General features: G+C 48.2%; 12 protein-coding genes and 4 tRNA genes. All 16 read left to right on the top strand.

From position 1 onward, the window contains the following. Positions 1-5 precede the first annotated feature (5 nt). The 16 genes from C1A02_RS10695 (at position 6) to C1A02_RS10615 (ending at position 12,636) form a co-directional block, all read left to right on the top strand. Positions 6-851, top strand: coding sequence for an energy-coupling factor transporter ATPase (locus tag C1A02_RS10695; protein ID WP_101698210.1), 846 nt, complete (start codon positions 6-8; stop codon positions 849-851). A gap of 30 nt (positions 852-881) precedes the next feature. Beyond that, complete coding sequence (locus C1A02_RS10690; protein WP_101698209.1) at positions 882-1,748, top strand: energy-coupling factor transporter ATPase; 867 nt, start codon at positions 882-884, stop codon at positions 1,746-1,748. After that, positions 1,745-2,557, top strand: a complete 813-nt coding sequence (locus C1A02_RS10685) for an energy-coupling factor transporter transmembrane component T family protein (RefSeq protein ID WP_101698208.1) — start codon at positions 1,745-1,747, stop codon at positions 2,555-2,557. Before C1A02_RS10690 ends, C1A02_RS10685 begins: the two co-directional genes overlap by 4 nt. Before the next feature lie 14 nt (positions 2,558-2,571). After that, a complete protein-coding gene (gene truA / locus C1A02_RS10680) occupies positions 2,572-3,327 on the top strand; it encodes a tRNA pseudouridine(38-40) synthase TruA (RefSeq protein WP_101698207.1) in 756 nt (251 codons plus the stop codon). Beyond that, on the top strand, positions 3,324-4,619 hold the full coding sequence (locus tag C1A02_RS10675; protein WP_101698206.1) for a DUF5711 family protein: 1,296 nt from the start codon (positions 3,324-3,326) through the stop codon (positions 4,617-4,619). The genes truA and C1A02_RS10675 overlap by 4 nt, the downstream gene beginning before the upstream one ends. Before the next feature lie 179 nt (positions 4,620-4,798). Further along, positions 4,799-5,500, top strand: coding sequence for a CvpA family protein (locus tag C1A02_RS10670; protein WP_101698205.1), 702 nt, complete (start codon positions 4,799-4,801; stop codon positions 5,498-5,500). Between the two features lie 36 nt (positions 5,501-5,536). Further along, the gene (locus C1A02_RS10665; protein ID WP_101698204.1) at positions 5,537-6,154 is read left to right on the top strand and encodes a CDP-alcohol phosphatidyltransferase family protein; all 618 of its coding nucleotides are present in this window, start codon (positions 5,537-5,539) and stop codon (positions 6,152-6,154) included. A gap of 79 nt (positions 6,155-6,233) precedes the next feature. Further along, on the top strand, positions 6,234-8,513 hold the full coding sequence (locus tag C1A02_RS10660; RefSeq protein ID WP_101698332.1) for an ATP-dependent Clp protease ATP-binding subunit: 2,280 nt from the start codon (positions 6,234-6,236) through the stop codon (positions 8,511-8,513). A 698-nt stretch (positions 8,514-9,211) separates the two neighbouring features. Then, positions 9,212-9,285: transfer RNA gene (locus tag C1A02_RS10650), tRNA-Gly, on the top strand. 8 nt (positions 9,286-9,293) lie between these two features. Then, a tRNA-Arg gene (locus tag C1A02_RS10645) sits at positions 9,294-9,370 on the top strand. Between the two features lie 5 nt (positions 9,371-9,375). Then, positions 9,376-9,452 (top strand) — tRNA-His (locus C1A02_RS10640). Between the two features lie 60 nt (positions 9,453-9,512). Continuing rightward, a tRNA-Gln gene (locus C1A02_RS10635) sits at positions 9,513-9,588 on the top strand. Between the two features lie 158 nt (positions 9,589-9,746). Then, positions 9,747-10,211, top strand: a complete 465-nt coding sequence (locus C1A02_RS10630) for a GNAT family N-acetyltransferase (protein WP_101698202.1) — start codon at positions 9,747-9,749, stop codon at positions 10,209-10,211. Positions 10,212-10,556: 345 nt separating this feature from the next. Continuing rightward, positions 10,557-11,216, top strand: a complete 660-nt coding sequence (locus C1A02_RS10625) for an amino acid ABC transporter permease (protein ID WP_101698331.1) — start codon at positions 10,557-10,559, stop codon at positions 11,214-11,216. After that, on the top strand, positions 11,197-11,874 hold the full coding sequence (locus C1A02_RS10620; protein ID WP_101698201.1) for an amino acid ABC transporter permease: 678 nt from the start codon (positions 11,197-11,199) through the stop codon (positions 11,872-11,874). Before C1A02_RS10625 ends, C1A02_RS10620 begins: the two co-directional genes overlap by 20 nt. A 15-nt stretch (positions 11,875-11,889) precedes the next feature. Continuing rightward, positions 11,890-12,636 carry an amino acid ABC transporter ATP-binding protein gene (locus C1A02_RS10615; protein ID WP_101698200.1) on the top strand — a complete coding sequence of 249 codons (747 nt, stop codon included), beginning with the start codon at positions 11,890-11,892 and terminating at the stop codon, positions 12,634-12,636. The last annotated feature ends 11 nt before the right edge of the window (positions 12,637-12,647 follow it).

Raw genomic sequence — 12,647 nt, 5'->3', positions numbered from 1 at the left:
CAGGTATGGAATATCTTCAGGCGGAAAAAGTATCATTCTTTTATGATTCGGGAGAAAACGAAGACGCCCAGCAGGTGTTGCACGAAGTTTCCATGAACATTCGCAAAGGGGAGTTTGTGGCGCTTTTGGGACATAACGGTTCAGGAAAATCCACCATGGCCAAGCACTTTAATGCCATGCTGCTGCCCAGCGGGGGAAAAGTGTATGTGGATGGGATGGACACCCTGAACGAAGATTTAAAATATGAAATTCGCCAGCGAGTGGGTCTTGTTTTGCAAAACCCGGATAATCAGCTGGTGGCAAGCGTTGTGGAAGAAGATGTGGCGTTTGGGCCGGAAAACTTGGGGGTTCCCCCTAAGGAAATTCGCCAAAGAGTGGATGAGGCGCTGAAAGCCGTTGACATGGAGGAATACAAAACCCATTCTGCCTATAAACTGTCTGGCGGGCAGAAGCAGCGGGTGGCGATTGCCGGTATTATTGCCATGCAGCCGGACTGCATTGTGTTGGACGAGCCCACGGCGATGCTGGATCCCAGAGGGCGAACCGAAGTGATGGAAACCATCCGTCGCCTGAATCGGGAAAAGGGCATCACTATTGTTTTAATTACCCATTACATGGATGAAGCCGTACAAGCCGATCGGGTGATTGTGATGGACAGCGGACGCATTTTGGTGGAAGGTGTTCCCCGAGAGGTTTTTTCCCATGTGGATCTTTTGCGGCAGCACAGCCTGGATGTTCCTCAGGCAACCGAGCTGCTTTACCGGCTGGAGCAAGCCGGATGCAGCGTGCCCCAGGGTGTTTTAAATGAAGAGGAATGCGTGGCCGCTCTGGAGCTGCTGCTGAAGTCTTAACCCGGTGACGGGACGGGAGGAAATAACGGCATGGTGATTTTGGAAACCAAGGATTTAACATATCGATACGGCATAGGAACTCCCTTTGAAAAAACGGCGGTGGACAAGGTGAATATCACCATCCGCCGGGGTGAATTTTTGGGGCTGATTGGCCACACGGGTTCGGGGAAATCCACATTGATTCAGCAGCTTAACGGCCTTTTACGCCCCACTGAGGGACAAATTTTGCTGGGCGGTAAAGATATTTGGGCAGAACCCAAGAAAATTCGTGCAGTGCGGTTTCAGATAGGGCTGGTGTTTCAATACCCGGAATATCAGCTGTTTGAAGAAACCGTGTTTCGAGACATTTGTTTTGGCCCCCGCAATATGGGGCTTTCGGAGGAAGAAGTGAAAGAAAGAGCACTGGGCGCAGCTGAATTTGTTGGGCTGAAGCCCGAGCTTTTAGAAAAATCACCCTTTGAATTGTCTGGGGGAGAAAAACGACGCGCCGCCATTGCGGGCGTGGTGGCCATGGATCCCGACATTTTAATTTTGGACGAGCCTGCCGCCGGGCTGGATCCTCAGGGTCGCGATCAACTTTTGGATCAGATCAGCAGCTACCACCAAAAAAGAGGCAATACGGTGATTTTGGTATCCCATAGTATGGAGGATATCGCCAGAGTAGCCGACCGGGCGCTGGTGATGAATCAGGGCAAAGCGGTGATGATGGATACCATCGGGCAGGTGTTTTCCCGCCGAAGCGAGTTGGAAAGCATGGGGCTGCGGGTGCCGCAAATAACAAAAATTATGAGTCTGCTCAAAGAAAAGGGATATCCTGTGGATGAAAGTGCCCTGACTGTGGAACAGGCGCTGCGGGATTTGATTCCGCTGCTTCAACAAAGGGGGTGCGTCAGGTGATTCGGGACATTACGCTGGGTCAGTATTTCCCGGGAAAATCCCTGCTTCACCGCATGGACGCCCGCGTTAAGATTGTTTTGACCTTTGTCTTTATTTTATTTATTTTTGTAGCCAATAATTTGCCGGCCATGGCGCTGATGGCGCTTTTGGTGGTTTTTTCGATGCTGCTTTCGGGTATTTCCATGCGGCAGTATCTAAAAAGCCTGAAAGCGGTTATGATAGTGGTTCTTTTGACCTCTATCTTAAATCTGTTTTACGGCAGCGGCGATATCTTATTTCAGTTTGGCTTTTTGACCATCCGAACCGGGGGCGTTGTCAACTGTGTGTTTATCGCGGTGCGCATTATCAGTCTGATTTTGTTTAGCTCGGTACTTACTTTTACCACTTCACCAACCGATTTAACCGATGCGCTGGAGCGTATTATGAAGCCGCTGAAAATCTTTCGGGTGAAGGTTCACGAGATCGCCATGATGATGACCATTGCCCTGCGGTTTGTGCCCACTTTGCTGGAGGAAACCGACAAAATTATGAGTGCTCAAAAAGCGCGGGGGGCCGATTTGGAAAGCGGCGGAATTTTTCAGCGGGTAAAAGCGCTGATTCCCATTTTGATTCCGCTGTTTGTTTCTTCTTTCCGCCGAGCCTATGAATTGGCCATGGCCATGGAGTGCCGCTGCTATCGGGGCGGTGAGGGGCGCACCAAAATGAAAAGCCTGCGCATGACCCGGTTGGATGCTTATGCAATTGTGGCCTCTTCTTTGGTTTGCATGGGTGTTCTGCTTTGTACTGTGCTGTTCCCCAGCCTGTTCTGAGGGTGGAGGGCAGTATGAGAAATGTGCTATTTCGAATCAGCTATGACGGTTCGGGCTATCATGGCTGGCAGGTGCAGAAAAATGCGGTGGCCGTGCAGGAAGTATTTCAGCAGGCTATGGGGCGGGTGCTGGGCAAGGCTCCCGATTTAAAAGCGTGCAGCCGCACGGATACCGGTGTGCATGCCCTGCAATTTTGTGTCAGTGCCATAGTGGAGCGGGATATTCCCTGCGAGCGTTTGGTGGCAGCCATGAACCACTTTTTGCCGCCGGACATTGCGGTGCTGTCCTGCTGTGAAGTGCCTTTGGATTTTCATGCCCGGTATTCCTGCCGGGGCAAAGAATATGTGTATAAAATCTGGAACACACCGGTGCGCAATCCCTTTTTAAATGGATACGCTTTGCACTATTGGTATCCTTTGGATTTAGAAAAGCTAAACCGAGCGGCGGCTCACTATGTGGGAGCCCATGATTTTACTTCCTTCTGTACGTTGGATTCCCGTGACCGGGGCGACATGGTGCGTACTGTAACCAAGGCCCAGCTGCACCGGGAAGGAGACATGGTGCTGTTTACTGTGGCAGCCGACGGTTTTCTGTATAATATGGTTCGCATTATGGTGGGCACGCTTCTGCGCGTTGCCCAGGGCAAGCTGACCCCAGAGCAGATACCGGAAGTGCTTGAAAAGCGGGAGCGCAGTGCGGCGGGGCCCACGGCGCCGGCCTGCGGACTTTATCTGAACCGAGTCTTTTATGATGAGGATGTGATGGGATGACACGCAAAACCAAAGGAAAAAGATTTGCAGATGATGAAATGGACTTGGATGATTTCGGCTACGAGGGGAATCCCAATGTCAGAGAAAAACGGGACAAAATGAGGTTTCCTCAAATGCCCCGCTGGCTGAACCGCGTCATTCTCATTTTAATCCTTTCGGTGGTTGGGCTGCTGTTGTGGTTCAACCGCGTGAACTTGTCGCCCCAAAATCTGTCGGAATGGGTTCAGTCTAAAGTGGTTGGCATGGGAATGGGGGATGGTTTCCCCACGGATATTGCCAACGGCCGGGACATTGCCCCCGGAAATTTCTTTTCGGTGGAAAAGAATGTGGTGGTTGTCAGTGACACCTCTTTGACAATGCTCAATTCCACTGCCAAGGAATTGGTGCGCCGGCAGCACAGCTTTTCCAGTCCGGTGGCCAAAGCCTGGGGACAGCGGGTGCTGATTTATAATCTGGGCGGAAAAGGCTATCAGGTTGAGGGTTTTTCTAAATCAGGGGAACGCGCAATAGCCGATGCCAATATTTTGGCGGGCTCCATTGCCGGAAATGGGCGAATAGCCCTTGCCACAGAAAGCAAAGGCTACAATTCTAAAATGACGGTGTATTTAGAGAACGGAAAACCACAGTATACCTATGATTTTTCGGAATATTACGTGACCCATATTGCTTTGAACCGAAACGGAACCAAAGCAGCCGTGGCCGGGGTGTCGGCATTAAACGGGGGGCTGGTTTCCACCGTATACTTATTTGACTTCAGCAATCCAAAACCGGTGAAGCAGTTTACTTATGAAGAAAACCTGATGCTGTCTTTGGATTATGGACAGAACGGAACGATTGTGGCGGTTGGCGATCGGCTGACCAGTGTGATTTCAGAAAGTGGAAACAAAACCGATTACAGTTACGGCTCTCAATCTTTTTTGGGTTGTGCTGTGGATAATGGGAGAACGGCGCTTTTGCTTTCTCCTTATGCCAATGCAGACTCTGCCAGTCTGATTTTGCTGGACAACCTGGGGAAACAATCGGCGTCTGTTCCGCTTCAGAAACCTGCGGGCGCTGTTTCACTTTATGGCGACACTGCCGCTGTGCTGCTCAATGACGGAACCATCCGGGCTTATTCCGTGGCTGGAGGAACAGAAAAAGGCAGCTGTGACGGCGGGGAAGATGCAAGAACTTTGACACTGCGCGATGAAAGCTCTGTTTATATTCTGGGGTTTAGTGAAATCCGCATGGGACGGTTTGTTCAGGCGCAGCACTCGGCTTCCAGTGCGGTGCAGAACGCATCCGGCTCCTAAACCATACCGGCTCTGCCTCCCTTTTTTCTGGGTAGGACAGAGCCGAACTTTTCCAGTTTTTTCTAGATTGTTATTTTGTTTACATTTTGTTTGGTTTTGTAAGCTTGTAGAGTTACCTGCTTTGTGGTATATTAAAGGATAAGATCATTAAGATATATTCTCGAATTTGGAGGCTGCTTGTGAACGTTTTGGACATCGTTTTGCTTGTGGTAATTTTACTTTTTACAATGGTTGGTTACCAAAAAGGGCTGGTTCGTTCCCTCGTGGGGTTTGTTGGTTATTTGGTGGCGTCACTGGCTGCGGCTATGCTTGGCAGGACGGCAGCAGTTTATGTTTACCAAAATTTTTTTTACAGCCGCATCGTGGAAAAAATCACTGCTGTTTTACAGCAGACCGCAGGACAAAGCGTATCGCAACAGGCGCAGGCGCTGGAAACGAGTTTCCCCGCCATGTTTGTAAATCCACTGAAACAACAGGGGATGACGGCCGATAGCCTTGGGACGATTTTAAGCCGCTCGATTGAGGAGTCTGCCCCCCGCATTGCGGATCTTTTGTCTCCTGCGGTCATCAATGTGACCCGGTTGGCACTTACTGTTATTTTATTTTCAATTTTTATTATGTTGGTCCAGTCTTTGGTTCGGATTGTCAGCGCGGTATTCCGTTTGCCTGTTTTACGTCAGATCAATTGTCTTTTTGGCGGCGTTTTCGGGTTCCTTACCGGCGGCGCCGTTGTTTTGTTGCTTTGTTTGCTGCTTCAGCTTTCGATTCCCATGACGAAGGACGGCTTATTTGGAATGACTCAGAAAGATTTGGATTCTTCCCGAGTCTACCAGACGCTTTATCAAAATACCCCGGTTTATTCCCTCTTTCCCGAGGAATAATGAAAGAATGGCCTGGGTGTAGATGGGAGTAGAAGGATGAGGGAAATCAATAAAAATATCACGGTTCCGAATGCGCTTTCGGTATTCCGGATTCTGCTGATTCCGCCTTTTGTTTTTTATTTTTTGGCGGAAAGTTGGCGAATGGCAGGGGTTGTGCTGATTGCTTCTGGCTTGTCAGATTTGGTGGACGGCTATATTGCCCGTAAATTTAACCAGATTACCGAGCTGGGCAAAATGCTGGATCCCTTGGCAGATAAGCTGACTCAGGCTGCTGTGGCTGTTTGTATGGCCATTTCAGAGCCGGTTCTTCTGCCTTTTTTAGCGGTTTTTATTGTAAAAGAAAGTGTTATGATTGTAGCGGCGTGTGTTCTGATTCAAAAGAAAAAACGCCCCTCAGCGGCAAAATGGTATGGCAAGGTGGCTACCACCATGTTTTATGTATCCTTTGCCATCATTTATGTGCTCAAAGGATTTTTCCACTATGAGAATATGCTTCTCACCATTACACTGCTGTCAGCGACCGTTGGCATGATGGTCTATGCTTTTATTCGATATTTTCAAATTTTCTGGAATACGCTTCGATCTCAAGACCCCAAAGATGAGATGGATCTGGAGCTGAAAGCCAGACGCACCATTACCCACAAAAAGGGATAAGGTGCCGGTTTGCCCCAATTTCGCCGCAGGGCAGCATTATAAAATTACCCGTTGCGGCAGCGGAGGAAAGAATTCACAGATGATATGTTCAAGATGCAAAACACGTCCGGCTGTTGTATTTGTTGCCTCCAGCGCGGATGCGAAGGACACCAGAGGCTATTGCCTGAAATGTGCCAAAGAGCTTGGCATTAAACCCATTAACGATTTGATGAGTCAGATGGGAATTACGGAAGAACAGCTGGAAAGCATGGAGGATCAGATCACCGAAATGATGGGCGAGCTGGATCCGGACGGCGACGGGGAAGATGGATTTATCCCTGGCGGCGCAGCCACCTTTCCGCTGATTCAAAGCATGTTTGGCGGAAGCGGAAAAACGGCTCCCGAACCAACCGGTAGTGAAACCACCCAAACAACCGGAAGAAAAAAGACCGAGACCCGGAAAGGCAAGCGCAAGCATCTTGACGCTTACTGTACGGATTTGACCCGAAGGGCCAGAAACAACGAAATTGACCGAATTATCGGGCGGGATCAGGAAATTGCCCGCGTCATTCAGATTTTAAGCCGCCGCACCAAAAATAACCCCTGTCTGATCGGTGAGCCCGGTGTGGGTAAAACTGCTATTGCAGAGGGCCTTGCCATACGCATTGCCCAAGGGGCAGTTCCGGCGCGGTTGAAAAAGAAAGAAATTCACCTGCTGGATTTAACGGCTTTGGTGGCCGGAACCCAATTCCGAGGTCAGTTTGAAAGCCGCATTAAGGGACTGGTGGATGAGGTAAAGGCTGACGGCGATGTCATTTTGTTTATTGACGAGGTTCATAACCTGGTGGGAACCGGCGATGCAGAAGGCTCTATGAATGCGGCCAACATTTTAAAACCGGCTTTGTCTCGTGGCGAAATTCAGGTCATCGGTGCCACCACTTATACGGAATACCGAAAATATATTGAAAAAGACAGTGCCCTGGAACGCCGCTTTCAGCCGGTTCGCATCACAGAACCTTCGGTGGAACAAACCGTGGGGGTTCTGATGGGAATCAAAGGCTATTATGAGGAATTCCATCGGGTCCATGTGCCGGATGACGTGGTGCGCCGTGCCGTGGTACTTTCAGAGCGGTATATCAGCGATCGCTTTTTGCCCGACAAAGCCATCGATTTGCTGGATGAGGCCTGTGCCAGTGCCGCACTTCGCAATCAGAAAATGGCAGATTATGATACCGCTGTGTTTGAGCTGGATCAGCTTCGCCAGAAAGAAACAGATCTGACGATTGACGGCATTGATCCGGATTATGAAAAGTTGGCGGAAGTACGCTGGGAAATTGCCCGTTTAGAAGAAAAAACCCGCGTTTTAATGCCGGAGGCTTTGGGGCGCGATGTAGCGATAGAGGATTTGGCTCATGTCATTGAGCTTTGGACAGGAATTCCGGCCAGCCGTGTGCAGGAAAATGAATTGAAAAAGCTTTCGGCTTTGGAATCTGTGCTGAACCAAAAGGTAATCGGTCAGGATGAGGCCGTGGCCGCCGTGGCCGCTGCCATTCGCCGCAGCCGTGTGCAGATCAGTCCCCGCCGCCGTCCCGCTTCCTTTATTTTTGTGGGGCCCACCGGTGTGGGAAAAACAGAACTGGCCAAGGTGCTCTCCAAAGAATTGTTTGATTCGCCGGAAACTCTGATTCGGTTGGATATGTCTGAATTTATGGAGAAACATTCCGTTTCCCGGATTATCGGTTCTCCGCCCGGATATGTGGGCTATGATGAGGCCGGTCAGGTAACCGAAAAAGTGCGCCGACGCCCGTATTCCGTTTTGTTGTTTGACGAAATTGAGAAAGCACATCCCGATGTGATGAATATTTTGCTTCAGATTTTGGATGAAGGCAGAATCACCGACGCTCAGGGACGTACCGTGAATTTTGAGAATACCATTATTGTGATGACATCCAACGCGGGCAGTGAGAAAAAGGAAGGCGCATTGGGCTTTAACAAAACAGAAGCCGATGCCAGCCGTGAAAAGGCCATGAAGGCTTTGTCTGATTTTTTGCGCCCGGAGTTTTTAAGCCGTGTGGACGAAGTGATTGTATTCCGCCCGCTGAAGGTAGAGGATTTCCGCAAAATTGCCGTTTTGATGCTGGAAGAATACACCGGAACGCTGCAAGAACGAGGAATTCGCTTTGCTTATGAAGAGAAAGCAGTGCAGTGGCTGGCGGAACACGCCATTGGCGGGAAAAGCGGAGCCCGTGATCTGCGTAATTTGATTCGCCGCAAGGTAGAGGATCAAATTGCTTCTCAAATTGTGGAACACAGCGAAGAAGCCTTATCGGGCATTGCGGTTACAGAAGAGAATGACGAAATCAAGTTGCAAATCATTTAATAATGATATCGTTTATGCTTCAATGAAGAAATGCGCCTTGAATCGGTTTAAAACCTTGTTCAAGACGCATTTTTGTGATTTGCAGGGATTTTTACTATAGGTATCAAATCAAAGCACTGGCTTATTTCAAAGCATAATGCAGGCTTAAGTAAACATAGTTAAATAAGAGCAATAGGATGGAAAAAAAGAAAAAATAATTCCGAGACGATTTCTTTTTAATACCGGCTCTTTTTTCTATTTGCAATATCGTCCGCATTAAAGTAGCTAAAATCCCGATTTGCACGATAAAATATAATAGAGTATATTGATCAGTTAATACTAAGTGCATCATTGATATCTCACCTGCTTTCTGGCCAATTGGCTGCACGCTCGATTGGGTTTCAGTGGAACATCTTATGATATGCTTTAATTCCCATATATTTCTATATCCATTCTATATCATTCCAAAGGGAAATGGAAGATAAGATAGAACCAAATCAAACGAGTTTTCTCTCTACTACTTCAAACTTTATAGATTTGAGAAGAAAATTTGAAAGTGGATGCGGAAATCCATTGGCTGGTTTTGAAACAAAACCGAAAGAAAAATAGAATTGCCGTCTTATGATTGAGAAAAAGGCAGCACAGCCTGCAAATAATTTAATGAGTTATCTTGACAATCTGTCTTTGGACATGGTATAATACACAAGTCGCTTTGAGCTGCGGGTGTAGTTCAGTGGTAGAACTCCAGCCTTCCAAGCTGGTCGTGTGGGTTCGATTCCCATCACCCGCTCCAAGACATTTGCGCCAATAGCTCAGCAGGATAGAGCAACTGCCTTCTAAGCAGTAGGCCAGGGGTTCGAATCCCTTTTGGCGCGCCAATATGGTGGATGTAGCTTAGCTGGTTAAAGCGCCAGTTTGTGGCACTGGAGATCGTGGGTTCGAATCCCATCTTCCACCCCATTTAAAAACAGGCGAGGCAAAGATGAAAATTTTTGCCTCGTTTTGATTCAATCGTAATATTGGGCTGTAGCCAAGCGGTAAGGCAACGGACTTTGACTCCGTCATCGCGATGGTTCGAATCCATCCAGCCCAGCCACCAGCGCACGCTGGGTTATGTTCACGCTTCCTGCCCAGGGCAGGAGGCGTGTTTTCATATGGAAAAAAGAAAAAACATTCGGTTTGCTTGTGCGGCTAACAACAGGGGAACTGAATGCTGATTTTTTACCGCGGATGCGGCAGGAGGGGGAGTTTTTTATGGTATTTCGAACGGCAGAACAAAAAGATATTGAGCAGCTTGTTACCATGCGTGTTTCTTATTTAATTGCAGATTGGGGTTATTTGACTCCGGAACAAACCGCGGCTGTAGAAAGCCAATTGCCCGAATATCTGAAAAAGCATTTGGGCACAGACCTAATGGGCTATGTGGCAGAGGAAGATGGTCAGCTTATGGGAACGGTTCTGATGTTGGTGCAGGAAAAGCCCGCAGGGCCCACCGCCCTAAATGGAAAAACCGGGACTCTGATGAATGTTTACACAAAGTCGGAATGCCGTGGGCAGGGTGTGGGCGCCAAATTGGTAAAAATGGCACTGGAAGATGCCCGCCAGAAAGGGCTTTGCCACGTGGATTTGCAAGCGACCAATCAAGGAAAAAAGCTTTATGAATACTTGGGTTTTCTGCGTCAGGATACCCACTATACCCCTATGGTTTTTGAGCTGTAACAACAGATTGTTAGGCGGAAAGCCGCCGGTTGTCCGGCGGCTTTTTGCGGTATTATTCAGTAAGTTGAAAAAAAGCGGCATTTTTTAAGGCGTTTTTAATTTTTTTATTTTCTGTTGTGTTAGCACAAACAAATTAGGAAGAGCGATGCGGTTTTTGCCAGGTTTTTCAAAAATTATTTGTTTCAGTTGACACTGAGAAAGAAATATAGTAATATATAATCCGTAATTCATATATGATTACTAAGAAATTAAGCGAACGCCTTTTAGGGGAACGCCGTATCATAGACAGAGGAAAAAGAGGCAATGCCTTTTTTCCTGAATTGGAATGAAGAAAGGAATCAAGTCTTGGATTTTGATTTTATGGCGGAATACGCACCCATGTATGTTACCGCAGCCGGTTTGACACTGCGGATCGCCTTGTGGGGAATTTTCTTTTCTTTACTGATTGGGCTGTTTTGCAGCCTGATTCAATATTATAAAGTCCCTGTTTTGCGCAGGGTAATCGGCGTGTACATCGAATTATCGCGCAACACGCCTCTTTTGGTGCAGCTGTTTTTCCTGTACTTCGGGCTGCCAAAGCTTGGGGTCGTTATTAGTTCTGAAAGCTGTGCTGTGCTGGGTTTGTCCTTTTTGGGCGGCAGCTATATGGCAGAAGCCTTCCGCAGCGGGTTAGAATCTGTGGAAAAAAATCAAATCGAAGCCGGGCTGAGTATCGGGCTGGAGCATGCCCAGATTATTCGGTATGTAGTGCTGCCTCAGGCGGTTTCGGTTTCGGTTCCGGCCTTTTGTGCCAATATTATCTTTTTAATTAAGGAAACGTCTGTATTCAGCGTGGTTGCGCTGGCGGATTTAATGTATGTAGCCAAAGATCTGATTGGATTATATTACAAAACAGATGAAGCTCTGTTCCTGCTGGTGACATCGTATCTTGTCATTCTGCTGCCGATTTCGATTGCTTCTTCGCTGTTGGAAAGGAAGATGCGCTATGCAGGATTTGGGAATTAGCATATTGCTGGACAGCAGAAATATGCTGCGCCTTTTGGAAGGCCTTTGGATTACTGTGCGCATTGCATTTCTTTCGGTGGCGATTTCTATGGTGCTGGGGATTGTGTTGGGCATGATTATGACCTTAAAAAATCCGATTATTAAGGCACTGACGCGCATCTATCTGGAAGCGGTTCGCATTATGCCCCAGCTGGTGCTTTTGTTTTTGGTGTATTTCGGCTTGACCAAAGCCTTTAATGTTCATCTTTCTGGTGAATTGTCGGCTATTATCGTTTTTGTGTTCTGGGGAACGGCAGAAATGGGCGATCTGGTGCGCGGAGCATTGATTTCAATTCCAAAGCATCAGTACGAGAGCGGCCGGGCGCTGGGATTGACCAGCGCACAAATTTATCAGCATATTATCATACCCCAAACCTTTCGGCGGCTTTTGCCGCTGGCCATTAACCTGACCACGCGCATGGTCAAAACCACCTCTTTAATTGTGATGATCGGTGTGGTAGAGGTTTTGAAGGTGGGGCAGCAAATTATTGAAGCAAACCGTTACACGGCGCCCAGTGCGGCTCTGTGGGTTTATGGAGCAATTTTTTTCCTGTATTTTCTGGTATGTTTCCCCATTTCACGTTTGGCGGGAAGACTGGAAAAGAGATGGCAAGGATAAGGGGGGAAGAAACACATGGAAAATACAGAAGTTCTGTTGGAAATCCGAAATCTGAAAAAAGATTACGGCTCGGCGGATGTATTAAAAGACGTTTCCCTGACGGTTCAAAAGGGCGAAGTCGTTGTGGTCATCGGCCCATCGGGCTGTGGAAAGAGTACATTACTGCGATGTATTAACGGGCTGGAGCCGATCCAGTCCGGAGAGATACTTTTGGGCGGCCAGATTTTAACAGACGGTACGGCCAAATGGAGCCAGATCCGGCAGAAAATCGGCATGGTGTTTCAAAGCTATGAGCTGTTCCCCCATATGACTGTGATGGATAATGTTCTGCTGGGCCCCTTAAAGGTGCAGGGCCGGCAGAAAGAAGAAGCCAAACAGATGGCGGAAAAGCTTTTGGAACGGGTGGGTCTTTTAGATAAAATTAATTCCTATCCCCGTCAGCTTTCGGGCGGGCAAAAGCAAAGGGTAGCCATTGTGCGCGCTTTGATGATGCAGCCGGAGATCATGCTGTTTGACGAAGTGACAGCCGCCCTTGACCCGGAAATGGTCAGGGAAGTGCTGGATGTAATGCTGGAGCTGGCCAAAGGCGGAATGACCATGGTGATTGTCACTCATGAAATGCAGTTCGCCAGAGCGATTGCCGACCGTGTTATTTTTATGGACGGCGGCGAAATTGTGGAATCCGGGGAACCGGAGGCCTTTTTCACCCGGCCAAAAACCGAACGATTGCAGCGGTTTTTGAATATATTCACTTTTGAATAACAGAAAAGAGG

Origin of the sequence: Clostridium minihomine, from assembly GCF_900240385.1 — a bacterium.
In the GTDB taxonomy this organism is placed as follows: Bacteria; Bacillota; Clostridia; order Oscillospirales; family Acutalibacteraceae; genus Faecalispora; species Faecalispora minihomine.
The sequence above is the reverse complement of the archived record's forward strand: the minus strand, read 5'-3'. Positions and strand labels throughout refer to the sequence as shown.